Here is a 23,016-nt window from a genome sequence, read left to right as displayed (position 1 = left end):
GGTTGCTGCGTCGACCGTCGAAACGTCGCGCAGCGCTACAGCCGTGTAAACACTGTGCACCTTCAGATAACAGTCAGGTCACAGGGCTTTCTTGAAGGATCGCGAAACGGTTCCAAGGTCTAGCGTCTGATCCCACAGCGAGCGCCAGTTCGGGTGGCGCGAGCACCGGCTGATCTTAGGAGCGTGGGATGGCTAGACGAACACTTGTGCGTACTGCTGCAGTTCTCGGCGCGGCATCACTGGCACTTGCAGGCTGTAGCTCGGACAAGTCGGATGACTCGTCTTCGAGTGGCTCTACGTCCGGCGCTTCTGCCGCGACGACATCCGTCACGACTGATTGCACCCCGGAGCAGGCCAAGGCCGGCGCCACCCCGTCCACGGAAGCGCTGCGCATCGGCACGCTTCTTCCCGATACAGGCAGCTTGTCGTTCCTCGGGCCGCCGATGGTCGCGGGCACCCAGCTGGGAGTCAACGACGTCAATGCAGCCGGAGGCGTTCTCGGCCAACCGGTCCAGCTGATTCCCGGCGATTCGGGTGACACCACAACGGACACCGCCAATACCACCGTCGACCGCGAATTGGCTGCAGGCACTCAGGTCATCGTCGGCGCCGCGTCGTCTTCGGTCTCGCTCAAGGTGATCGACAAGATCGCCAGCGCAGGCGTCGTGATGTTCTCGCCTGCCAACACCTCGGACCAATTCGTCTGCTACCCAGACAAGGGCATGTACTTCCGCACCGCTCCGACGGACGTACTGCAGGCTCAGGCCGTCGCACAGCTCATTTCGGACGACGGTGGTCAGCGCGTAGCGATCATGGCCCTCAACGACCCGTACGGGACGGGTCTGGCGGACAACATCGAAAAGAATCTGATCGATTCGGGTGTCCCCTCCGATCAGATCGAGAAGATCATCTACGACCCGAACGCGCAGTCGTTCAACTCCGAAGTCGATCAAGTCAAGAACTTCAATCCGGATGCAGTGGCACTGGTGGGCTTCGAAGAGTCGGCGAAGATCATCACGCGCATGCACGAAGTGGGCATCGGCCCGTCGGACGGAATGGCGATGTACGGCGTCGACGGCAACATGGGTAACGCTCTCGGCGAATCCGTGGCGAAGCCGTTGCTCGACACCATGCAGGGAACGACGCCCCTGACGGACGTCGGAGCTGCCTTCCAGGATCGTCTGAAGGCTGTGAACCCCTCTCTGATCGACTTCAACTACGCCGGAGAGTCATACGACGCGGTGGTGATCTCAGCGCTCGCTGCCGAGCAGGCGAAGTCGACGGCCGGTACCGACATCGCGGCCAACATCAACAGCGTCACCGAAGGCGGCACCAAGTGCACGTCCTACGTCGAGTGCCTGCCGTTGGTGAAGGCGGGAACCGACATCGACTACGACGGCATCACCGGTGAGTTGGACTTCAACGATTCGGGGGAGCCGTCCATCGGTTCGTACGGAAAGCTCAAGTTCGGCCCTGAGAACACCCTGACCACAGAAGGATTCGTGGTGGTGGGGAAGTAAGTCGTGGGCAGGTAAGCAGCCAACGAGAATGGGCCAGGGTCTCGCGACCCTGGCCCATTCTCGTGTCTGTCCTACTTCTCTTTGCTTCCAGCGAGCGTTCCCAAGTACAACTCGATCACCTTGGGGTCGTTCATCAGATTGGCGCCGGTGTCGGTGTACGCGTTCTTACCCTGATCGAGTACGTAACCGCGGTCGCAGATCTGAAGGCAGCGGCGCGCGTTCTGCTCGACCATGATGACCGAGACACCGGCAGCATTGATCTTCTTGCAGCGGATGAACACCTCGTCCTGGAACATGGGGGACAGGCCCGCGGACGGTTCGTCGAGCAGCAGCACCGACGGATCCATCATCAGGGCCCGGCCCATCGCGACCATCTGGCGTTCGCCACCCGAGAGTGCGCCGGCCTTCACCTTTCGTCGTTCACTCAGAAGAGGGAATAGTTCACTCACGAAGGCGAATCGTTCCGCGAATGCCTTGGGACGCAGATAAATGCCCATTTCGAGGTTTTCTTCGATGGTCAGAGTCTGAAAGACGTTCTGCGTTTGAGGGACGTACCCGACTCCCTTCTGAACGAGGACGTGAGCGGGCGCAGACGTGATGTTGTCCTCGCGTAGGGTGACCGACCCTTCGCGTACCGGTATCAGTCCGAACAGTGATTTCAGGAGTGTCGATTTGCCTGCGCCGTTGGGTCCGATGATCCCGACGATTTCCCCTTCCTTCAGGAAGAAGTTGCATTCACGCAGGATGTTGACGCCGGGAATGTAGCCCGCGACGAGGCTGTCGGCGCGGAGCAGGGCACCTGCCGACAGTCGCTGATGCTCCTCGGCCGTCGCGGCGAACTCTGCAGGCGTGAGTGAACGTGCGTGGTTCTCGCTCATGGCTTCTCGTGCCTTCCGCGCGGTTCCTCGGGACTCGATTCCAGCGTCGCGGCGAGATCGGCCGGAAGGTTGTCGACGTCGGGTTCCGACAGGTCCCCGCCCGACTCGAGGGTTTCGACCTCGGCTTCAGCCAGGGCGGCGGCCAGAACGGCCGTCTCGCCCACCGGATTTCCGTTGTCGTCGAACTCGAGGGCCTGGTCATGGTGGCTGCCCAGATATGCGTCGACGACGGCTGTGTTGGACGAGAGTTCGTCCGGGGTGGATTCGGCGATGACGCTGCCCTGCGCCATGACCACCACCCAATCGCTGATGTCTCGGATCACGTCCATGTCGTGCTCGACGAACACGACGGTCATTCCGTCGTCGCGCAATGACTTGATGTGTCCGAGCAGGCTTTGCGTCAGAGCAGGATTGACCCCCGCCATCGGTTCGTCCAGCATCACCACCGAGGGCGAGGTCATGAGTGCGCGAGCCATTTCGAGCAGTTTGCGCTGCCCACCGGAGAGTGAACCGGCGAGGTCGTCGGCCTTGGTGTCGAGTTTGAATCGTGCGAGGAGTTCGTTGGCGCGTTCGGTGATCTCGCGTTCCTGGCCTTTCCAGATCCACGGGACGAGAGATGCAAAAATGCGTTCACCACGTTGGCCGGTGGCACCGAGACGTACGTTGTCCAGCACGGTGAGTTTGGAGAGCGCCTTGGTCAACTGGAACGTCCGTACCACTCCTTTCCTGGCTACCTGGTGGGGATACATGCGGCCCAGCGATTGACCGTCCATCGACCACGTACCGGTGTCCGGCCGGTCGAATCCGGTAAGGAGGTTGAAGAGCGTCGTTTTTCCGGCACCGTTTGGACCGATCAGACCCGTGATGCACCCTCGTTGAATCTCGAGGTGATCGACGTCGACGGCCTTGAGACCGCCGAACGTCCGCGAGACGTTGTCAGCGACCAACACCGGGTCGGGTTTCGCCGATCCGGGAAGGTGAGGAACGTCGGCAAAGATCTGTGCTCTGGTATCGGCGTCAAGCATTGAGTTGCACCTCCCGCTTGTTACCCAGTATTCCCTGCGGTCTGAAGACCATCAGGAGAGCAATCATCAATCCGAGCAGGACGTACCTGGTGGCCCCGACCTGTTGTTCGGTCAGCGAGAGCAGCGGATTCTCGCCGGAGATCGCCTGACGCAGCAAGGCATCAGGGATGGCGAGGAGGAACCAGAACAACATTGCGCCGACCACCGGGCCGAATACCGTTGCCGCCCCGCCCAGAATCAGTGCGCCGAACGCGAAGAACGTCTGCGCGGTCGAGTAGAAGTCCGGGTTGATGGACTTGGTCTGCAAAGCGTTGAACACCCCGGCCAGACCACCGATCACGCCGCCGAGAACCAGCGCCTGCATCTTGTACACGAACACGTTCTTGCCCAACGATCGCGCTGCGTCCTCGTCTTCGCGAACCGCCTTGAGGACGCGCCCCCACGGACTATGCGTCAACAGGTAGACAAATCCGCACAAGATCAAGACCAGCGTCCACCCCACGACCATCGACCAGAGGTCGTCTCCGTAGAACTTCACGCCGAGAAATGAGTACTGCTTGGCCGAGTCGAAGGGGCTCAGTGCGGTGAACGGGTCTGCGAAACCGAACAGGCCATTAGTGGAACCGGTCACCGAATCCGACGCGGTCGAGCGGAAGATCAGACGCAAGATCTCCGAAGCGGCGATGGTCACGATGGCGAGATAGTCGGCGCGCAGACGCAGCGTCGGGATACCGAGCACGAGCGCGAGGAGCCCGGCTGCGGTGAGTCCGACGAGGATGCCGAGCCAGAGCGGCTGGTCGTAGGTCACGGTCATGATGCCGACGCCGTAGCCGCCGAGAAGGGCAAAACCGATCTGACCGAAATTGAGCAGTCCGGCGTAGCCGAAGTGCAGGTTCAACCCGATTGCCAACAGTGCGTAGAAGATTGCCGACGGCCCGATCAGCTGGGCGAAGGAAACCTGGAAAGCTCCCATGATGTCCATGTTCGTCACCCGATCCTTTGTCTGGATCCGAGGATGCCCTGGGGGCGAACCACGAGGATCACGATCAAGACGAGAAGTCCGCCGATGTATTTGAGGTCTGGGTTGATGATGAGCGTCGAGAGTTGGACCAGAAGTCCGACGATGACGCAGCCGAGTAGCGCCCCGTACGCGGTTCCCAGACCACCGAGGGTGATTCCGGCGAACATGAGCAGCAACAGTTTGAAGCCCATTTCCCACTGGACGCGTCCGCCGAGCTCGGAGATACCGAACAGCACACCGCCGAGGGCGGCCAATCCGCCGCCGAGACCCCAGACGAACATGATCACGCGCTCGACGTTGATACCGGACGAAGCGGCGAGGTCACGATTGTCGGAGACGGCACGCATGGCCTTTCCGATGCGAGTCTTCTGCAGAAGCAGTGCGACGCCGACCAGGACGACCAGACTGACGATCATGACTATCGCGTTGGCGTCGGTCAGTGCGATCGGGCCCCAGTTCTTCTCGACCTGGCCCTGGTAGTCGTCGAACGGTTCGGCGCGGTCGGAGAAGAAGATCAGGATCAAGTAGCGCAATGAAATCGCGAGACCGATCGAGACCACCAATTGCGCGATCAACCCGGTCTTGCGCTTACGCAGTGGTTTCCAGACGATTCCGTTGGTCAGCAGGCCGATGCCGATGCCGACGAAGATCGCGAGGATCGTGGCGGGAATCAGCGGAACGCCGAAGGACGTGTTGATCACCCAGGCAGCAACGGCTCCCAACGTCACCATCTCGCCGTGAGCGAAGTTGGTCAGGCCAGTGGTGCCGTAGATCAGGCTCAAACCCACACCGGCGATCGCGATCACGAGGCCGAACCGCAGACCGTCGACCGTCGTGCGGATCAGCTTCTCGCCGAAGCTGACATTCGAGGCGGTACGTACCTCGCCGAACGAGAAGATCACGGTGTTCGCGCGGCCGGCCACCACCTCGCGTTCGACAGCGGCTTGCACACTGACCCCGTCGGGAAGTGTGTCGGCAACGATCTCGAAGGTGTAGGTGCCCGGTGCCACGGCCAGTTCCCAACGGCCGTTCGATGCCGATTCTCCGGTGGCGACTTCCGTGCCGGAAGAATCGAGTGCACGGACGGTGACGCCCTCGAGGCGTGTGCCGCCGTTGTTGAGATTGCCGCTGACGGGGACAGCGTTGTCGGGAACCGGTGCTGTCGGTGTTGCGGATGCTGTCGGGGTCGGCGGTGTAGGGGAAGTGGTCGGTTCCTGAGCCGAAGCAATTCCGGCCAGGCTGAGTAATGCGAAGAACGTCAGTAATGCAAAGGCCAGTAGTCGGCTGAGTGTCGCGAGGGTCTGCCGTTTCACTACGGGTGGGGCCACGTACGTCCTCCGAGCGGGTCGGGAATAGCGCGTCTGGACAAAGGTGCCGCGCAGCACAGGGATTGTTTCGTTGCTGCGATTTCCGGACTCTAACGGCTCCGTTCGCTTCAGATGGGGTTCTGAGATTTCCGGGATGTTTCGGTTCCGTATCGAAGGCCGAAGGCTGCATCAATTGTCCGATTCTTGTGTCTGTTCCTGCGTAAACAACGGCGAAGGCGTCGATGTCGGTCGCGATCCCTAGACTGATGAACCGTGAGCCCCGCAACCACAACTCGGTCCAGCACGTCCACCGCTTCAGCCGGCACCACCGGCAAGGCGGACGATCGCCCTCTTCTGATGCTTCTCGACGGGCATTCGTTGGCATTTCGCGCCTTCTATGCGCTGCCTGCAGAGAACTTCAAGACACACAGTGGGCAGGCCACCAACGCGGTGTACGGCTTCACGTCGATGTTGATCAACCTTCTTCGTGACGAGCAGCCCACCCACCTGGCCGCGGCCTTCGACGTGTCGCGTCAGACGTTTCGCGCCGACCTGTTCCCCGAATACAAGGCGCAGCGCGCGAAGGCTCCGGACGAATTCAAGGGCCAGATCGACATCACCAAGGACGTTCTCGGCGCGCTGGGCATCCCGGTCATGGCCGAGGAAGGTTTCGAAGCCGACGACGTGATCGCCACCTTGACCACGCAGGCGGAGGCACTCGGATACCGGGTTCTCGTCGTGACCGGTGACCGTGACTCGCTGCAACTGGTGACCGACAACGTCACTGTGCTCTACCCGAAGAAGGGTGTCTCGGAGCTCACCCGATTCACGCCGACGGCCGTAGAGGAGAAGTACAGCCTCAGCCCGGCGCAGTATCCCGATTTTGCTGCCCTGCGCGGCGACCCGAGTGACAACCTCCCCGGCATCCCCGGCGTCGGCGAGAAGACCGCCACCAAGTGGATCCGTGAGTACGGCGACCTGCAGGGACTGGTCGACAACGTGGACAAGGTCCGCGGCAAGGTGGGCGACTCACTGCGGGAGAACCTCGCGAACGTCCTGCTCAATCGTCAGCTCACCGAAATGGTTCGCGACGTTCCCTTGCCGTACACGCCCGAGCAGTTGGTGTTGGCCCCGTGGGACCGCGAGAAGATTCATGCGTTGTTCGACGATCTCGAGTTCAAGGTTCTCCGCGATCGACTGTTCGCGACCCTGTCGTCGTCCGAGCCCGAAGCAGAGGAAGGGTTCGAGGTCAGCGGCGACGCACTCGCCCCGGGTGCGGTTGCCGCGTGGCTCGACGCCCACGCACGAACCGGTGAGCGTCACGGCGTGACGGTGCTCGGAACCAGAACTCCGTTCGCCGGCGACGTCACTGCACTCGCGATCGCGGCCTCCGACGGTGAATGTGCATACATCGCGGCGTCGACGGCAACACCGGAAGACGAAGCAGCTCTCGGTGATTGGCTCGCCGACGCATCGCAGCCGAAGGCGCTGCACGAAGCCAAGTGGGCGATCCATGCTCTGCGTGGGCGTGGTTGGACGCTCGGTGGACTGACCAGCGACACTGCTCTGGCCGCGTACCTCGTCCGGCCGGGCCAGCGCAGCTTCAATCTCGACGACCTCTCGCTCCGCTACCTCAAGCGTGAACTGCGCGCCGAAACATCCGGCCAGGAACAGCTTTCACTGCTCGACGACACCGAGCAGCTGATTGCCGAAGCGGCCGAGACCGCGATGCTCAGCGCTCAGGCCGTTCTCGACTTGGCAGCTGCACTGGACACCGAGTTGGAGTCGATCGAATCCAAGTCGCTCCTCTCCGACATGGAACTGCCGTTGACGATCGAGCTCGCTCAGATCGAGGCCACCGGCATCGCCGTCGACAGCGCGCATCTGCACGATCTTCAGAGCCGTTTCGCCTCCCAGGTCGCCGACGCAGCAAACTCGGCCTACGAGGTGATCGACAAGCAGATCAACCTGGGTTCGCCGAAGCAGCTGCAGGTGGTCTTGTTCGAAGAACTCGACATGCCCAAGACGAAGAAGACGAAGACGGGCTACACCACCGACGCCGAGGCGTTGCAGGGTCTGTTCGACAAGACAGGACACCCGTTCCTCGAACACCTTCTCGCGCACCGTGATGCGACGCGTATGAAGGTGACCGTCGACGGTCTTCTCAAGGCCGTAGCCGAAGACGGACGCATTCACACGACGTTCAACCAGACGGTTGCCGCGACCGGACGTCTGTCGTCGACCGATCCGAACTTGCAGAACATCCCGGTGCGAAACGACGCGGGGCGCGAGATTCGCGACGGATTCGTAGTCGGGCAAGGGTTCGACGTTCTACTCACTGCCGACTACAGCCAGATCGAAATGCGCATCATGGCGCACGTATCAGGCGACGAGGGACTGATCGAGGCATTCAACACCGGTGAGGACCTGCACAGCTTTGTCGGCTCGCGCGCATTCGGTGTACCGATCGAAGAGGTGACTCCAGAACTGCGGCGCCGGGTCAAGGCGATGTCGTACGGTCTGGCCTACGGGCTCAGTGCCTACGGATTGGCGTCGCAGCTGAAGATTTCGACCGAAGAAGCGAAGCAGCAGATGGATGCGTACTTCGCTCGTTTCGGCGGCGTGCGGGATTACCTCCACGCGGTGGTCGAGCAGGCACGTAAGGACGGCTACACCTCGACGCTCTACGGTCGTCGTCGCTACCTGCCGGACCTCAACAGCGACAACCGTCAGCGTCGTGAGGTTGCCGAACGTGCTGCCCTCAATGCGCCGATCCAGGGCACTGCGGCCGACATCATCAAGGTGGCGATGATCAACGTGCAGAAGGCTCTCGCCGACGCCGGATTGAAGTCGCGCATGCTGTTGCAGGTGCACGACGAATTGGTGCTCGAAGTGGTTGCCTCCGAGTTGGAGGAGGTCACCGCGCTGGTCAAGGACAAGATGGCCACAGCCATCGAGCTGTCGGTACCTCTGGATGTTTCGGTGGGAACCGGTCGAAGCTGGGACAGCGCGGCTCACTAGGCAGCAACGAAAAAGGCTGGGCCGGAATCGACTTCGATTCCGGCCCAGCCTTTTCACGCTATTCAGCAGATGCGGTCTGCTCTGCGATCTGCTTGCGGACCTCGTCCATGTCGAGTGCCTTGACCTGAGTGACGAGCTCCTCGAGCTGAGCGGCGGGAAGCGCGCCGGCCTGGTTGAACACGAGTACGCCTTCGCGGAAGGCCATGATCGTGGGGATGGAGCGGATGTTGGCGGCCGCTGCGATTCCCTGCTCGGCCTCGGTGTCGACCTTGGCGTGAACGACGTCGGCATGCTTCTCCGAAGAGGCTTCGAACGTCGGTGCGAACTGGCGGCACGGGCCGCACCAGGAGGCCCAGAAGTCCACGAGGACGACGTCGCTGCCGTTGATCGTTTCGTCGAAGTTCTGCTGGGTGAGTGTCTGGGTGGCCACAGGGGTCCTTTCCATTGTGCGGGCTGTTGGTGTGTGCAACGCCCCGGAACCGCTGATTCTTCCCTGAGCCGATTTCAGCTTGCGTTCTCGGTCGCCCGAAACGTCCGGCGGTAGGCCTGCGGCGTGGTGCAACGCAGACGAATGAAGTGCTGGCGAAGCACGGCACCGCCGCCGAATCCGACGCGTTCTGCGATGACGTCGACGGAGAGGTCGGAATTCTCGAGGAGATGTTGGGCGGCCAGTACTCGCTGATCGCTGAGCCAGCGGGCGGGGGTTGTTCCCGTTTCCGCTTGGAAACGGCGCGCGAACGTGCGCGCGGACATGTTCGCGCGGGCTGCGACCATGCCCACAGTGAGGTCGAGGGCGAGGTTCTCCGTCATCCAGTCGAGGAGCGGGGCAAGGGTTGCACTCGGCGTCGAGGCGAGGGGAGTGGCAACGTACTGGGCTTGCCCACCGTCACGATGGGGCGGCACCACCATCCTTCTCGCGATGCCATTGGCAACGCGAGAACCCTGTTCTTTTCGGACGATGTGCAGGCACAGGTCAATTCCTGCCGCGGTGCCTGCGCTGGTGAACACCGGATCTTCGTCCACGTACAACACGTCCGGATCGACCTTGGCTTCCGGATACGTCTGGGCAAGCCTCTCTGCATGCCGCCAATGCGTCGTGCATCGCCTTCCGTCCAGTAGTCCAGCCGCCCCGAGGACAAACGCTCCGGTGCACAGACTCGCCACCTTGGCGCCCCGGGCTACGGCCTCGTTGAGTTTGACCAACAGGGGATCGACACTCGAGTCGGGACTCGGTGAGCACATGTACGCGTCGCCGGCGTCGTAGGTTCCGCCGGCGGACACGACGATGAGATCGGCGTCGTCGAGAGAATCGAGGTTGTACGGAACATCGATGTTGTACCCGAACCGCGTTCGGATCGGACCCGGAACTGCGGCGATCAGAGAGAAGTCGTACGTGGGGAGGCCGTCGTCGGATCGGTCGAAGCCGAAGACTTCACATGCGACGCCGAGTTCGAACGCTTCGGTCATCGGCATCAGTGGGACCACCACTTTCGCGAGCATCTTTCGAGTGTGACAGAAAAACAGGAAAGTGGCAGAAAATCGTCCAAGTCTGGCTTTTCTGCCACTACTGCCACGTGGGACATTCCGTCAGGCTGGACACATGGCAATCATCGTCGTCAGCGTCTTGGTCCTACTGGTCCTGAACGTACTAGCTCTTGCCGGCCGAACGCCCGACACTCGTCACGACGTCAGTCCGCACGGAGACTTCACCCTTTGAGGGCAAGTCTGGCCTTTCAATACACCGCAGCTGCGGTGGTGTGGGGAGCCAGTTTCCTCTTCATGAAGATCGGGCTCGAAGGTCTGTCCTTCACGCAGGTAGTTCTGTGGCGCTTGGTCTTCGGTGCGCTCGCGCTGGTTCTCGTGTCAGCGGTCAGCCGGATCGGCCTACCGAGGGACTTTCGCGTCTGGAAACACATGGCTTTTCTCGCAGCGACACAATGCATCGTGCCGTGGCTGCTGTTCAGTTGGGCGGAGCAAAACATGTCTTCGGGACTCGCGAGCATCTACAACGCCACCACGCCACTGATGACTATGGCTGTCTCCCTTGCCTTTCTGCCGGGGGAGACGCTGACGCGATACAAATCGCTGGGGTTGCTTCTCGGATTCGGTGGGGTGCTGATCGTATTGGCGCCGTGGAATCTCGGCGTCGGCGGAAGTGTCAGTTCTCAGGTCGCTTGCCTGGGAGCGACTGCCTCGTACGGGATTTCGTTTGTCTACCTCAGACGTTTCGTGCTTCCTCTCGGCGTCGACACCCGCACGGTCGCGCTATTACAGATCAGTATCGGTGCATTCGTGATGGTTTTGGCCTCACCGGTCATCGCGAATACACCGATGCACCTGACGCCGGCAGTTGTCCTGTCGATGATCGCTCTGGGCGCACTGGGGACCGGGCTCGCATTCATCTGGAACACCAATGTCGTTCAGGGGTGGGGGCCGACTGCGGCGTCCACCGTCACTTATCTCAGTCCAGTGGTGGGCGTCGCTCTCGGCGCAATAGTCTTGAACGAAAGCGTTGGCTGGAATCAGCCGGTTGGTGCACTCGCGGTGATCGCGGGAATCCTGGTGACCCGACGTGCAACCCGATCTGTCACAGCGGCGGCGTCAGTAACCATTCCGTCTTCTGTTCGCCGTCCCAGCGCCTGATCGCGCCGCAGCGCCCTTGAATCACGTCGGTTCCCAGCAGGGCGATGGCTTCACCCAGACGTGCAGGTTCGACGCGTCGGGCGAGCGTCACATGAGGCGTCCACGCGCCGGGCTCGACGTGGGCGGGAAGCGCCGTCGAACCAACGGTTGCCTCGGCTATTTCTCGGTGCAGGTGAAGGAGTGCGCGCGAAGGAATGACCGAGCGCGCCAAGACCATCTGCTTGCCGCCGAACACGATGTAGCCACCGAGTCGGACCTCGAAGTCAGGGGCCGAGAAGCGCCGCTTCAACAGTTTGTCGATCTCCGCGGGGATCTCACGGGCGACGAACAGTGTGATGTGCGGACGGTTGGACGGGCTGTGATGAGAGGCCTGACTTGGTAAACCGGCGTCGGCGAGAAGCTGCCACTGTGCTCGGACTTCCGACTCACTCACTGGATCGAGGAGCAATTCCACCGACTGGACCATGGTGAGCAATGATTGCCTGATGACAGGTGCGAGCGCAATCGGTACTTCGGCCATGCGGCTGGGACTCATGCACGGCGACGGAATCGGCCACGAAATCGTCCCGGCGACACGGCAGATCGTGGATGCGGCGTTGTCAGCGGTTCATGCTCCGCCCGTCGAGTGGGTCGAGCTTCCGCTCGGGAACACGGCCATCGACAGCCACGGCACACCGATTCCCGACGAGACCATCGATTCGTTGGGGCAGCTGCAGGGTTGGATTCTCGGACCCCACGACAGTGCGTCCTATCCGGAGAGGTTTCGCGGACAACTCACACCCGGCGGCGTCATCCGGAAGAAGTTCGAGCTGTTCGCGAACATTCGGCCGGCAGCGGCGTTCCCCGGTGTCAAGGCAATGGTCCCCGACATGGATCTGGTGATCGTCCGCGAGAACACCGAGGGGTTGTACGCGGATCGGAACATGGCAGTCGGCAGCGGCGAGTTCATGCCGACGCCCGACATCGCGCTGGCCGTCGGTGTGTTCACCCGCGCTGCGTGTGAACGGATCGCACGCACTGCCTTCGCGTTGGCGTCGCGACGGCGCAATCACGTCACGATCGTCCACAAAGCCAACGTCCTCACACTGACCACCGGCCTGTTCCGTGACGCCTGCCGAACAGTCGCTGCGGAGTACCCACACGTAGTCGTCGACGACGAGCACGTCGACGCGATGGCGGCGCACCTGGTTCGGCGCGGCGGCGACTTCGATGTCGTGGTGACCGAAAACATGTTCGGCGACATCTTGTCGGATCTGGCGGGCGAGCTGTCCGGTTCACTCGGAACCGCGCCGTCGATCAACGCTTCCGAGACGCAGGTCATGGCTCAGGCTGCGCACGGTGCCGCACCCGACATCGCCGGGAAGAATCGGGCGAACCCGACGGCACTGTTCCTCTCGAGTGCAATGATGCTCGACTGGCTCGGTGATGCGCGTGGCGATCGGTTGTTGTCTGCGGCAGCACGCCGGATTTCAGATGCCGTTCGCACGACCATCGCGTCGGGCATCGCGACCGCCGACCTCGGCGGTTTGGCATCGACCAGCGAATTTTCCGAAGTCGTGTACGCACACACTCTGCGTCGCTGATTCTTGTACGACAGGCCGGAATCTTGCGAAGTCGGCGACGGTGGAACTCCTGCCGTAACCTACCGTTCGACTGAATTTCGGATGGACGTTGCAAGTGCGGCGATCGACGAGTGGAGAGCAGAGTCGTGGTCGATGAAAACGCACGGGCACCAAGGCCACGTGGCGTGAGTTATGGCTCGAGCAGTGGCGGGCGTATCCGCGCCAACGTGGTGCGAGTCTTGTTGGTGGGCTTGATCGTCGCACTGTGCGGCGGGTGTGTGACCAACAACGAGGGCCTCGTTCCGGAGGGGCCGCCACTTGACATCCAGAAGGTGCCCGAGATCGCCGCCCTGTTGCCCCCGAACGTCAGGGAGTCGGGCAAGCTGCAGGTCGGGGTCAACATTCCTTACGCACCAAACGAATTCAAAGATGAGAATGGCAAAATCGTCGGCTTCGACGTCGACATCATGAACGCAGTGGCGACTGTGCTCGGGATCGAAGCTGTCTATAACCAGGCCGACTTCGACAAGATCATCCCCGCTATCCAGTCGGGAAGCTACGACCTCGGCATGTCTTCGTTCACCGACTCCAAGGAGCGGGAGAAGTCGGTCGACTTCGTCACGTACTACAGCGCAGGTATCCAGTGGGCTCAGCGGCCGGACAATCCCGTGGACCCGAACAATGCGTGTGGGTTGCGAGTGGCGGTACAGACCACAACTACCGAGGACATCGACGAAGTACCCGCCAAGAGCGAGGCATGCGTTGCTGCGGGCAAGCCGCCCATCGAGAAGATTAAGTACGACAGTCAGGACGACGCGGCCAACGCACTCATCCTGGGTCGAGTCGACGCGTTGTCCGCTGATTCACCGGTGACCGGCTACGCGATCAAACGGAGTAAGGGGCGGATGGAAGCTGCGGGTCAGCCCTTTGATTCCGCGCCGTACGGCTGGCCGATCGTGAAGGGTTCCGCCCTCGGTCCCGCCCTGCAGCAGGCAATGCAGTACCTGATCGACAACGGTGTCTATCAACAGATCGCGCAGACCTGGAGTGTCGAGGCCGGCGTCATCGAAGTATCCAAGATCAACGGCGCGGAAAGCTGATGAACATGACAACAACTGAGACTGGCGATCCGGCGCCGATCAAGGCGATCCCACTGCGCAGACCGGGCCGATGGGTCGCAGCAGTCGTGGTGGTGGTCCTGGTAGGGCTCTTTATCTACGGTTCGGCGACCAATGAACAGTTCGGCTGGGCGACTTACCGCCAGTACCTCTTCGACGCTCGAATTTCGAAGGCCGCCTGGGTCACCATTCAACTGACAATTCTGTCGATGGCAGCCGCGATCGTTCTGGGCATCGTCCTCGCGGTAATGCGGCTGTCGCCGAACCCGGTGCTGAAGTCCGCTGCCTGGGTGTATTTGTGGGTCTTCCGCGGCACGCCCGTTTACGTCCAGCTCGTCTTCTGGGGTCTCTTCCCCTCCATATACAAGAGCATCGATCTCGGCGTTCCGTTCGTCCATCAGTTCGTGCATTTCGACATGCAGGATCTCCAGGCGGCGTTTCTCTTCGCAGTCATCGGACTCGCATTGAACGAGGCGGCGTACATGGCCGAAATCGTCCGTGCAGGTATCGCCTCGGTCAACGAAGGTCAGACCGAAGCGTCAGTGGCTTTGGGAATGACGTGGGGCCAGACGATGCGGCGAACGGTCCTTCCCCAGGCGATGCGGGTGATCATCCCACCGACCGGCAACGAATTGATCAGCTTGCTCAAGACGACTTCGCTGGTGACCGCAGTGCCGTTGAGTACCGAACTCTACGGACGAGCGAGAGACATATCCGGTGCAAATTTCGAGCCGATCCCACTCTTGATGGTCGCGGTTACGTGGTACCTCGCAATGACCAGTGTTCTCATGGTCGGCCAGTACTACGTCGAACGCCACTATTCGAAAGGGTCGACGAGGACGCTCACCACTCGCCAGCTTCAGGCACTCGCCGACGCACAGGGCAAAGAAACGGTAGTGGAGACACTCCCGGATATTCCAGGAGGAGAACGCAGATGACACCGATGGTCAAGGCAGACCGGGTCTGTAAGAACTTCGGCGCGCTCGAGGTTCTCAAAGGGGTCTCACTCGAAATCGATCCCGGCCAAGTTCTGTGCCTCGTCGGGCCGTCCGGGTCGGGCAAGTCGACGTTCTTGCGCTGCATCAATCACCTCGAGCAGGTCAACGCCGGCCGACTGTACGTCGACGGCGACCTGGTGGGCTACTCGGAGAAGAACGGAAAACTGTACGAACTTCACCCGCGAGCAGCGGCCAAACAACGCCGCGACATCGGGATGGTGTTTCAGCACTTCAATCTGTTCCCGCACCGCACCGCTCTCGAGAACATCATCGAAGCGCCGACGCAGGTGAAGCGCGTCAGTAAGAAGAAGGCTGTCGAACGAGCGAAGGACCTCCTCGATCAGGTCGGGTTGAGCGCCAAAGCCAACGCCTATCCGGCCCAGTTGTCGGGTGGTCAGCAGCAAAGAGTTGCCATCGCCCGCGCTCTCGCGATGGACCCGAAGCTCATGCTGTTCGACGAGCCGACGTCCGCGCTCGACCCCGAACTGGTCGGTGAAGTTCTCACCGTGATGAAGCAGTTGGCCAAAGAAGGCATGACGATGGTGGTCGTCACCCACGAGATGGGTTTCGCCCGCGAGGTCGCCGACCAGTTGGTCTTCATGGACGGGGGAGTTGTGGTCGAGGCAGGCGAGCCGCGGGAACTCCTGGCCAATCCTCAGCACGACCGGACCAAGGCTTTTCTGTCGAAGCTGCTGTAGCCGTCAGGGTTTGACGGCGCTGAAAATTGCAGTGCCCGGAAAGAGTTGGCCGCGCAGGGGACTCCACTGTCCCCATTCGCGGTCCAACCACTCCGGCCATTCGGGCTCGATGATGTCGCGCACCTGAAGTCCGGCCGCGACGATCTCACGAACCCGGTCGCCGATGGTGCGGTGATGCTCGACGTAGGTGGGGACTCCGTTGTCATCGACCTCGACATACGGGGTGCGGTCGAAGTAGGGGAGGGTCGCGGTCAAGCCTTTCGGCCCGGGATCGTCGGGGAAGATCCATCGAATCGGATGGTTGACGGCAAAGACCCACGATCCGCCGGGACGCAGAACCCGGGCGACTTCGTTCATCACTCGCTGCGAATCGGCAACGAACGGGACGGCGCCGAACGCGGAACAGACGATGTCGAAACTCCCGTCGGCAAACGGCAGGAGTTCCGCACTTGCCTGAATCAACGGGACTGCCGGCCCGCCGGCATTCATCGCGTCCTGCCCGCGGGCGAGCATCCCCATCGAGATGTCGAGACCGACGGCCCGAGCACCGTGTCCGGCGAGCCATCGGGCGCACGGCGCGGAGCCGCAACCCACTTCCAATATGTCTTTGTCGACTATGTCGCCGAGCAAGTGGTGATCGCCCTCGTGCAGCCCTTCGGGGCACCAGACGAATTCACCTTCCGCGCTGTTCACGCCCAGAAACTCGCCGTGGGTTCGGTGGTAATCGTCGGCGTCGGCGTCCCACCACGCACGGCTGGCGCGGTCGCTGGCACTCGAATCGACACGGACTCGGCCGACGCCGCTGGTACCGAGAATGGAATTGGCAGCGGCATGGCGCTCGTCAGACATGAACAACACAGTAGAACGGGTGATGCGGGCGCAGGGTACCCGGGTTTGCCCGGCAAGATAGCCGACGCGTAGTCTTACTCACGCGAGTGTCTGTCATCCGACCGATTGTCTATACGAGATCTTTACCAAGGTCTCGGAATCAGTCGGACCGAGGGAGCTCGCGGTGCGCTTCCGCGGTGTGGAATGTGATCCGGTATTCGGTTGTTCGTTATTGATGCAGCTGGGTACTTCGATCTAGTACTTCACAAAGTACTTCCAACATTTGTACGCCACAGTTGCGCATCTCGTCCGACAAAATCCATCAACCGACCACAACTCGTCCGGAGCAATTCAACATATGCCCTCCACAACCGTCACCTCGCCGCAGGTTGCCATTAACGACATTGGCTCCGCCGAGGACTTCCTCGCCGCCATCGATGCCACGATCAAGTACTTCAACGATGGCGACATCGTCGAAGGAACCATCGTCAAGGTCGACCGCGACGAGGTTCTGCTCGACATCGGTTACAAGACCGAAGGCGTCATCCCTTCTCGTGAGCTCTCCATCAAGCACGACGTCGACCCCAATGAGGTCGTCTCCGTGGGAGATGCGGTCGAGGCTCTCGTCCTCACCAAGGAGGACAAAGAAGGTCGACTGATCCTGTCGAAGAAGCGCGCTCAGTACGAGCGTGCCTGGGGCACCATCGAGGAGCTCAAGGAGAAGGACGAGGCCGTCAAGGGCACCGTCATCGAGGTCGTCAAGGGCGGCCTCATCCTTGACATCGGTCTTCGTGGCTTCCTCCCCGCTTCGCTCGTCGAAATGCGTCGCGTCCGCGACCTCCAGCCGTACGTCGGCAAGGAGATCGAGGCCAAGATCATCGAGCTCGACAAGAACCGCAACAACGTGGTCCTGTCGCGCCGCGCATGGCTCGAGCAGACTCAGTCCGAGGTTCGCAGCGAATTCCTGCACCAGCTCCAGAAGGGCCAGGTCCGCAAGGGCGTCGTGTCCTCCATCGTCAACTTCGGTGCATTCGTGGACCTGGGCGGCGTAGACGGTCTGGTTCACGTTTCCGAGCTGTCTTGGAAGCACATCGATCACCCGTCCGAGGTTGTCGAGGTCGGCACCGAGGTCACCGTCGAGGTTCTCGACGTCGACCTGGACCGCGAGCGCGTCTCCCTGTCGCTCAAGGCAACGCAGGAAGATCCGTGGCGTCAGTTCGCCCGCACGCACGCCATCGGCCAGATCGTGCCCGGCAAGGTCACGAAGCTGGTTCCGTTCGGTGCATTCGTGCGCGTCGAAGAGGGAATCGAAGGCCTCGTTCACATCTCGGAGCTCGCTGAGCGCCACGTCGAGGTTCCGGACCAGGTTGTCGGCGTCGGCGACGATGCACTCGTCAAGGTCATCGACATCGACCTCGAGCGTCGTCGTATCTCGCTGTCGCTGAAGCAGGCCAACGAGGATTACAACGCCGAGTTCGATCCGTCCAAGTACGGCATGGCCGACTCGTACGACGAGCAGGGCAACTACATCTTCCCCGAGGGCTTCGATCCCGAGACCAACGAATGGCTCGAGGGCTTCGACAAGCAGCGTGAAGAGTGGGAGAACCGCTACGCCGAGGCTGAGCGTCGCCACAAGATGCACACCGCTCAGATGGAGAAGACCGCTGCAGACGAGGCCGCTGAGGCTGCCACCGCTGCTGCCGGCTACTCCTCGGAGACGGCTGCTGCAGACGACGCCGAGGCTCCGGCTGCTGCCGGCTCCGCTCCGGCCGAGTCCGCTGGCGGATCGCTTGCCAGCGATGCACAGCTCGCCGCACTTCGCGAGAAGCTGTCGGGCAACGCATAAGGATTACCGCTTGATCTGATCAGGCGAGATCTGTGAAGAACCCCGCCCCTGCACGTGCAGGGGCGGGGTTCTTCTCTCTGCCAGGTGTCACTTGCGAGCGAAGAATCAATTCAGTGGGTGAACACAAAAATGACCGGCACCGAAGGGTTGCCGGTCATTTTGTACTTTGTGAAGAGAACTCAGTTTGCGGGAGCAGGCACCCAGTAGGTGGCGGTCGCTTCGGCTGTGCGCTTACGCATCGACGCGAAGCTGTGTCGGCCTTGGCTCACGAGCATCGTGAACCACGTACGACGGTGCTCTGCCAGGGCAAAAGCAACTTCGGGAAACTCTATGCAGTGCACGCCGTTCGGCATTCCGAGGCGGTGCTGACCGTGATGGTCGCGATCTGCTCGCATGGCGTCCACTTTCTCGAGAAGGTGCAGGTACAGGTGCGTTCGCTAGAACATAACCGCACGGTCACCGAAATTGTGGTATTTGAGCCTCGAACGCCCCGGCGTGTTCGATCAGTAGGCGTGTCTGAATCTCTCGGGCGCGGAGATGAGAGACTGTCGAGTGTGTTGAGAGTTGGCCTCACTGGAGGCATCGGAGCCGGTAAGTCGACAGTGTCGAAAATCCTCAGCGAACTGGGAGCCGTCATCGTCGACGCCGACCTGATCGCCCGAGAAGTGGTCGAGCCCGGTACTCCGGGACTTGCCGCTCTGGTCGATGCATTCGGCGACGGGATTCTGTCCGAGGACGGCAGCCTCAACCGACCCGCGCTGGCGTCGTTGGCGTTTGCCGACGACACGTCACGCGGAACTCTCAACGGCATCCTCCACCCACTGATCGGTGCGCGGACGATGGAGCAGATTTCGTCTGCGCCGTCGGATGCAGTGCTCGTTCAAGATATTCCGCTGTTGGTCGAGGGTTCGATGGCGCCGGCATTCAATCTGGTCGTCATCGTTTACGTCGACGAGGAGGAACGAGTTCGGCGCTTGGTGGGCTCACGCGGCATGCCTGAATCCGACGCTCGTGCGCGCATCGCAGCGCAGGCAAATGACGATCAGCGTCGTGCTGTTGCCGACGTGTGGCTCGACAACAGCGGAGAGCCGGGTTCACTCGACGACGTGGTCCGCGACTTGTGGGCGAATCGACTTGTTCCCTTCGAGAAGAACCTCCGCGAGGGCACGGTAGTGCGCGCACTGCCCGAGCTGACTCCAGCCGACCCGTCGTGGCCGGCGCAGGCCGAACGAATCATCGGCCGGTTGTCGTTGGCGTCCGGTGACCGTGCGCGCCGTATCGATCACATCGGATCGACCGCAGTGCCTGGTCTCGATGCCAAGGACGTGATCGACATTCAGATCACTGTCGAGCACCTCGGCGTTGCCGACGACCTCGCGGAAGATCTGGCCGCTGCCGGGTTCCCCCGGATCGAGCACATCGTCGCCGACGACCCGAAACCGTCGTACCTCGGTGGCGAGACCGATCCGGCGGTGTGGGCGAAGCGGATCCACGGGAGTGCCGATCCAGGGCGCCGCGCGAACATTCACATTCGGGTGGACGGTTGGCCAGGTCAGCAGTTCGCGATCCTCTTCCGCGACTGGCTTCGCGCCGATGCGTCGGCGCGTGCCGAATATGCCGAACTCAAGGTCAAGGCAGCCGAGAGTGCCGCCGGCATCGACGACTACGCCGCTGCGATCGACGCCTACCTGGGAGTCAAGACGCCGTGGTTCGACGCCGCTTTCCACCGGGCATGGGAGTGGGCCGAGAAATCAGGCTGGTCCCTCTAACCACTCAGCGCCACGTGACCGGCATGCCCACCGAGGTGAGCCAGGCGTCGAGATCGTGACCGTGGGCGGCGATGCCGTCGATAGCGCGGGCCGCGTTCAGCATCGCACGCTCTGACGTCTTCGGGTCGAGAATCCCGGCGGTGTTCGCCTCGAGCAATTCGTCGACGTCGAGCAATTCGACGCTGCGTCCGGTCTGCACGATCAGGTCGAGGTAGTGGTCCTCGGACGTCCAGACCTGGTCGCCGCGGATGAAGTCGCCGATGTCGACATAGAAATCCCAGTCTCGGATGTGTTCCGGGGTGAAGTGCAGGATCGACGCCCGAATTCCGAGTTCGGGAATGATCCAGGACTCCAGGTAGTGAAACCGGGGATGGTCGGCGTGGCGCGCCATGTACAGCCCCCACGGTTCTTCGCGGTAGTGCTCGACCGGGCGAACGAAGCCCTTGGGATCGACGTTGGTGCGAGCTGCGATGTCGAAGGTTTCGACCTTCGGCCGGTGAATGTGGGGACGTTCCTCGCTCATGGTCGAAGAACCTACCGCCGAACTGAATTTTCGGCTGAACGCGGACGAGCGGGCATTGTGTCGGTAGGTGCGCTTACCCTGGTTTCATGGCGTTTGCTTCCGAACATCCCGTGGTCGCGCATTCCGAGTTTCGGCCGGTTGGTGACATCGAGCGCTCAGACGCGCGCTTCGAGGTCGTCAGCCCGTACGAACCGGCAGGCGATCAGCCGGCAGCTATCGCCGAGCTGGAGAAACGGATCAACGAGGGGGAGAAGGACGTAGTCCTCCTCGGTGCGACCGGTACCGGCAAGTCGGCCACGACTGCGTGGTTGATCGAGAAGCTGCAGCGCCCGGCTCTGGTGATGGCTCCGAACAAGACTTTGGCGGCTCAGCTCGCGAACGAGCTTCGGGAAATGCTACCCAACAACGCGGTCGAGTACTTCGTCTCGTACTACGACTACTACCAACCCGAGGCGTACATCGCCCAGACGGACACCTACATCGAGAAGGATTCGTCCGTCAACGACGATGTCGAGCGGCTGCGCCACTCGGCGACGTCCAGCCTTCTGTCACGACGGGACGTGGTCGTGGTGGCATCGGTGTCGTGCATCTACGGCCTCGGTACACCGCAGTCGTACCTCGATCGCTCGATTCAGCTGGACGTCGGTGTGGAGGTGCCGCGGGATGCGTTCCTGCGTCTGCTCGTCGACGTTCAGTACAACCGCAACGACATGGCGTTCACGCGAGGTTCGTTCCGCGTGCGCGGCGACACGGTCGAGATCATTCCGTCGTACGAAGAGCTGGCGGTCCGCATCGAATTCTTCGGTGACGAGATCGAGGCACTGTACTACCTCCATCCACTGACTGGTGACATCGTTCGCCAGGTCGACACGGTTCGTATCTTCCCGGCGACGCACTACGTCGCCGGCCCTGAACGCATGGAGCGTGCCGCCAAGGACATCGAGGCGGAACTCGAAGAGCGACTCGCCGAGCTCGAAGGCAAGGGCAAGCTCCTCGAGGCTCAGCGTCTGCGCATGCGTACGCAGTACGACCTCGAGATGATCAAACAGGTCGGATTCTGCTCCGGCATCGAGAACTACTCGCGCCACATCGACGGCCGTGGCCCTGGAACTGCCCCCGCAACCTTGATCGACTACTTCCCGGAAGATTTCCTTCTGGTCATCGACGAGTCGCACGTGACGGTTCCTCAGATCGGCGCCATGTACGAGGGCGATATGTCGCGCAAGCGAAACCTGGTCGAGTTCGGATTCCGGCTACCGTCGGCAACAGACAACCGCCCTCTGACTTGGGAAGAATTCAGTCAGCGGATCGGTCAGACCGTCTACTTGTCGGCGACACCAGGTAAGTACGAGTTGGGTCAGTCCGGCGGTGAGTTCGTCGAGCAGGTGATCCGCCCGACCGGATTGATCGATCCCGAGGTCATCGTCAAACCCACCAAGGGACAGATCGACGATCTCGTTCACGAAATCCGCGAGCGAGCGGAACGTGACGAGCGTGTGCTGGTCACGACGTTGACCAAGAAGATGTCGGAAGATCTGACCGATTACCTGCTCGAACTCGGTATTCGCGTCCGCTACCTGCACTCGGATATCGATACGCTCCGGCGAGTCGAGTTGCTCCGTCAGCTCCGCCTGGGGGAGTACGACGTGCTGGTCGGCATCAACCTCCTGCGTGAGGGACTCGACCTTCCCGAGGTGTCGCTGGTCGCGATTCTCGATGCCGACAAGGAAGGTTTCCTACGTAGCTCCACCAGCCTCATTCAGACGATCGGCCGAGCGGCTCGAAATGTATCCGGTCAAGTGCACATGTATGCGGACAAGATCACCGCTTCCATGGCGCAGGCCATCGAGGAAACCGAGCGACGACGCGAGAAGCAGGTCGCCTACAACGAGAAGATGGGCGTCGACCCACAACCTCTACGCAAGAAGATCGCGGACATTCTCGATCAGGTGTACGAGGAGGCAGAGGACACTGCGGCGTCCGTGGACGTCGGTGGTTCGGGTCGCAATGCGACGCGTGGTCGGCGTGCGCAGGGTGAGGCCGGTCGTGCGGTCAGTGCGGGTGTGTACGAGGGGCGCGACACCAAATCGATGCCTCGGGCCGAATTGGCAGATCTGGTCAAGGAACTCACCGATCAGATGATGAACGCTGCACGTGACCTTCAGTTCGAGTTGGCTGGGCGATTGCGAGACGAAATCTCGGATTTGAAGAAGGAGCTTCGAGGAATGGACGCCGCGGGTCTCAAGTAGGTCGCCTCGC

The 23,016-nt window shown here is 61.6% G+C and carries 20 protein-coding genes; 10 read left to right on the top strand and 10 right to left on the bottom strand.

The features are described from left to right. Positions 1 to 188 precede the first annotated feature (188 nt). Entirely contained in the window at positions 189 to 1,520 is a 1,332-nt protein-coding gene (locus tag ATN37_RS04520; protein ID WP_003944031.1) for an ABC transporter substrate-binding protein, read from the top strand. A gap of 71 nt (positions 1,521 to 1,591) precedes the next feature. On the opposite strand, the gene ATN37_RS04515 is transcribed toward ATN37_RS04520, so the two are convergent. Genes ATN37_RS04515 through ATN37_RS04500 form a run of 4 tightly spaced genes read right to left on the bottom strand, consistent with a single transcriptional unit; the run spans position 1,592 to position 5,721 of the window. Then, a complete protein-coding gene (locus tag ATN37_RS04515) occupies positions 1,592 to 2,398 on the bottom strand; it encodes an ABC transporter ATP-binding protein (RefSeq protein ID WP_007728720.1) in 807 nt (268 codons plus the stop codon). Then, positions 2,395 to 3,423 carry an ABC transporter ATP-binding protein gene (locus ATN37_RS04510; protein WP_029255470.1) on the bottom strand — a complete coding sequence of 343 codons (1,029 nt, stop codon included), beginning with the start codon at positions 3,421 to 3,423 and terminating at the stop codon, positions 2,395 to 2,397. The genes ATN37_RS04515 and ATN37_RS04510 overlap by 4 nt, the downstream gene beginning before the upstream one ends. Beyond that, positions 3,416 to 4,405: a branched-chain amino acid ABC transporter permease gene (locus tag ATN37_RS04505; RefSeq protein WP_003944088.1), complete on the bottom strand. Its 990-nt coding sequence runs from the start codon at positions 4,403 to 4,405 to the stop codon at positions 3,416 to 3,418. Before ATN37_RS04505 ends, ATN37_RS04510 begins: the two co-directional genes overlap by 8 nt. Positions 4,406 to 4,410: 5 nt before the next feature. Continuing rightward, entirely contained in the window at positions 4,411 to 5,721 is a 1,311-nt protein-coding gene (locus tag ATN37_RS04500; protein ID WP_037126618.1) for a branched-chain amino acid ABC transporter permease, read from the bottom strand. A 303-nt stretch (positions 5,722 to 6,024) separates the two neighbouring features. Between ATN37_RS04500 and polA the strand changes: the two genes are divergently transcribed. Beyond that, positions 6,025 to 8,772 (top strand): DNA polymerase I, encoded by a 2,748-nt coding sequence (polA, locus tag ATN37_RS04495; RefSeq protein ID WP_218694815.1) that lies wholly within the window; start codon positions 6,025 to 6,027, stop codon positions 8,770 to 8,772. Between the two features lie 58 nt (positions 8,773 to 8,830). Here polA and trxA read toward each other — a convergent pair whose 3' ends face one another. Together trxA and ATN37_RS04485 are read right to left on the bottom strand one after the other, a co-directional pair. Beyond that, complete coding sequence (gene trxA, locus ATN37_RS04490; RefSeq protein WP_003944106.1) at positions 8,831 to 9,202, bottom strand: thioredoxin; 372 nt, start codon at positions 9,200 to 9,202, stop codon at positions 8,831 to 8,833. A gap of 74 nt (positions 9,203 to 9,276) precedes the next feature. Beyond that, positions 9,277 to 10,272: a helix-turn-helix domain-containing protein gene (locus ATN37_RS04485; RefSeq protein WP_003944097.1), complete on the bottom strand. Its 996-nt coding sequence runs from the start codon at positions 10,270 to 10,272 to the stop codon at positions 9,277 to 9,279. Positions 10,273 to 10,485: 213 nt separating this feature from the next. On the opposite strand from ATN37_RS04485, the gene ATN37_RS04480 reads away from it, so the two are divergent. Continuing rightward, entirely contained in the window at positions 10,486 to 11,415 is a 930-nt protein-coding gene (locus ATN37_RS04480; protein ID WP_054187415.1) for a DMT family transporter, read from the top strand. Here the strand turns inward: ATN37_RS04480 and ATN37_RS04475 are convergent. Beyond that, the gene (locus tag ATN37_RS04475; protein ID WP_158646451.1) at positions 11,360 to 11,935 is read right to left on the bottom strand and encodes a 2'-5' RNA ligase family protein; all 576 of its coding nucleotides are present in this window, start codon (positions 11,933 to 11,935) and stop codon (positions 11,360 to 11,362) included. The two genes, ATN37_RS04480 and ATN37_RS04475, sit on opposite strands and share 56 nt — an antisense overlap. On the opposite strand from ATN37_RS04475, the gene ATN37_RS04470 reads away from it, so the two are divergent. The 4 genes from ATN37_RS04470 to ATN37_RS04455 all read left to right on the top strand — a co-directional run bounded on the left by ATN37_RS04470 (position 11,901) and on the right by ATN37_RS04455 (position 15,791). Further along, on the top strand, positions 11,901 to 12,998 hold the full coding sequence (locus ATN37_RS04470) for an isocitrate/isopropylmalate dehydrogenase family protein (protein ID WP_064689634.1): 1,098 nt from the start codon (positions 11,901 to 11,903) through the stop codon (positions 12,996 to 12,998). The two genes, ATN37_RS04475 and ATN37_RS04470, sit on opposite strands and share 35 nt — an antisense overlap. A 164-nt stretch (positions 12,999 to 13,162) precedes the next feature. After that, positions 13,163 to 14,077 (top strand): ABC transporter substrate-binding protein, encoded by a 915-nt coding sequence (locus ATN37_RS04465; protein WP_372023952.1) that lies wholly within the window; start codon positions 13,163 to 13,165, stop codon positions 14,075 to 14,077. Continuing rightward, entirely contained in the window at positions 14,077 to 15,033 is a 957-nt protein-coding gene (locus tag ATN37_RS04460; protein ID WP_003944035.1) for an amino acid ABC transporter permease, read from the top strand. Before ATN37_RS04465 ends, ATN37_RS04460 begins: the two co-directional genes overlap by 1 nt. Beyond that, a complete protein-coding gene (locus ATN37_RS04455) occupies positions 15,030 to 15,791 on the top strand; it encodes an amino acid ABC transporter ATP-binding protein (RefSeq protein WP_003944053.1) in 762 nt (253 codons plus the stop codon). Before ATN37_RS04460 ends, ATN37_RS04455 begins: the two co-directional genes overlap by 4 nt. A gap of 3 nt (positions 15,792 to 15,794) precedes the next feature. Here the strand turns inward: ATN37_RS04455 and ATN37_RS04450 are convergent, their stop codons facing one another. After that, a complete protein-coding gene (locus ATN37_RS04450) occupies positions 15,795 to 16,640 on the bottom strand; it encodes a class I SAM-dependent methyltransferase (protein ID WP_064112545.1) in 846 nt (281 codons plus the stop codon). A gap of 337 nt (positions 16,641 to 16,977) precedes the next feature. Between ATN37_RS04450 and rpsA the strand changes: the two genes are divergently transcribed. Beyond that, on the top strand, positions 16,978 to 18,465 hold the full coding sequence (gene rpsA, locus ATN37_RS04445) for a 30S ribosomal protein S1 (protein WP_003944095.1): 1,488 nt from the start codon (positions 16,978 to 16,980) through the stop codon (positions 18,463 to 18,465). A gap of 179 nt (positions 18,466 to 18,644) precedes the next feature. Here rpsA and ATN37_RS04440 read toward each other — a convergent pair whose 3' ends face one another. Then, positions 18,645 to 18,860: a hypothetical protein gene (locus ATN37_RS04440; protein WP_003944056.1), complete on the bottom strand. Its 216-nt coding sequence runs from the start codon at positions 18,858 to 18,860 to the stop codon at positions 18,645 to 18,647. Between the two features lie 159 nt (positions 18,861 to 19,019). On the opposite strand from ATN37_RS04440, the gene coaE reads away from it, so the two are divergent. Beyond that, a complete protein-coding gene (gene coaE / locus ATN37_RS04435; RefSeq protein ID WP_030536741.1) occupies positions 19,020 to 20,234 on the top strand; it encodes a dephospho-CoA kinase in 1,215 nt (404 codons plus the stop codon). A gap of 4 nt (positions 20,235 to 20,238) precedes the next feature. Here coaE and ATN37_RS04430 read toward each other — a convergent pair whose 3' ends face one another. Then, entirely contained in the window at positions 20,239 to 20,757 is a 519-nt protein-coding gene (locus tag ATN37_RS04430; RefSeq protein WP_054187412.1) for a DUF402 domain-containing protein, read from the bottom strand. Positions 20,758 to 20,843: 86 nt separating this feature from the next. Here ATN37_RS04430 and uvrB point away from each other — a divergent pair, with 86 nt between their 5' ends. After that, positions 20,844 to 23,006, top strand: coding sequence for an excinuclease ABC subunit UvrB (gene uvrB, locus ATN37_RS04425; protein ID WP_007728743.1), 2,163 nt, complete (start codon positions 20,844 to 20,846; stop codon positions 23,004 to 23,006). Positions 23,007 to 23,016: the final 10 nt, after the last annotated feature.

The sequence above is a fragment of the Rhodococcus sp. MH15 genome (genome assembly GCF_019266045.1).
In the GTDB taxonomy this organism is placed as follows: Bacteria; Actinomycetota; Actinomycetes; order Mycobacteriales; family Mycobacteriaceae; genus Rhodococcus_F; species Rhodococcus_F qingshengii.
Note: the sequence above shows the minus strand (reverse complement) of the source record. Positions and strands in the feature narration are given on the sequence as shown.

Excerpts from the sequence above, each read along its gene's own strand:
- ATN37_RS04510 (WP_029255470.1), bottom strand. The coding sequence starts at position 3,423 with ATGCTTGACGCCGATACCAGAGCACAGATCTTTGCCGACGTTCCTCAC.
- ATN37_RS04430 (WP_054187412.1), bottom strand. The coding sequence starts at position 20,757 with ATGAGCGAGGAACGTCCCCACATTCACCGGCCGAAGGTCGAAACCTTC.
- ATN37_RS04485 (WP_003944097.1), bottom strand. The coding sequence starts at position 10,272 with ATGCTCGCGAAAGTGGTGGTCCCACTGATGCCGATGACCGAAGCGTTC.
- uvrB (WP_007728743.1), top strand. The coding sequence starts at position 20,844 with ATGGCGTTTGCTTCCGAACATCCCGTGGTCGCGCATTCCGAGTTTCGG.
- ATN37_RS04520 (WP_003944031.1), top strand. The coding sequence starts at position 189 with ATGGCTAGACGAACACTTGTGCGTACTGCTGCAGTTCTCGGCGCGGCA.
- ATN37_RS04450 (WP_064112545.1), bottom strand. The coding sequence starts at position 16,640 with ATGTCTGACGAGCGCCATGCCGCTGCCAATTCCATTCTCGGTACCAGC.
- ATN37_RS04460 (WP_003944035.1), top strand. The coding sequence starts at position 14,077 with ATGAACATGACAACAACTGAGACTGGCGATCCGGCGCCGATCAAGGCG.
- ATN37_RS04455 (WP_003944053.1), top strand. The coding sequence starts at position 15,030 with ATGACACCGATGGTCAAGGCAGACCGGGTCTGTAAGAACTTCGGCGCG.
- ATN37_RS04515 (WP_007728720.1), bottom strand. The coding sequence starts at position 2,398 with ATGAGCGAGAACCACGCACGTTCACTCACGCCTGCAGAGTTCGCCGCG.
- ATN37_RS04475 (WP_158646451.1), bottom strand. The coding sequence starts at position 11,935 with ATGGCCGAAGTACCGATTGCGCTCGCACCTGTCATCAGGCAATCATTG.
- ATN37_RS04440 (WP_003944056.1), bottom strand. The coding sequence starts at position 18,860 with ATGCGAGCAGATCGCGACCATCACGGTCAGCACCGCCTCGGAATGCCG.
- ATN37_RS04505 (WP_003944088.1), bottom strand. The coding sequence starts at position 4,405 with ATGGACATCATGGGAGCTTTCCAGGTTTCCTTCGCCCAGCTGATCGGG.
- ATN37_RS04470 (WP_064689634.1), top strand. The coding sequence starts at position 11,901 with ATGACAGGTGCGAGCGCAATCGGTACTTCGGCCATGCGGCTGGGACTC.
- rpsA (WP_003944095.1), top strand. The coding sequence starts at position 16,978 with ATGCCCTCCACAACCGTCACCTCGCCGCAGGTTGCCATTAACGACATT.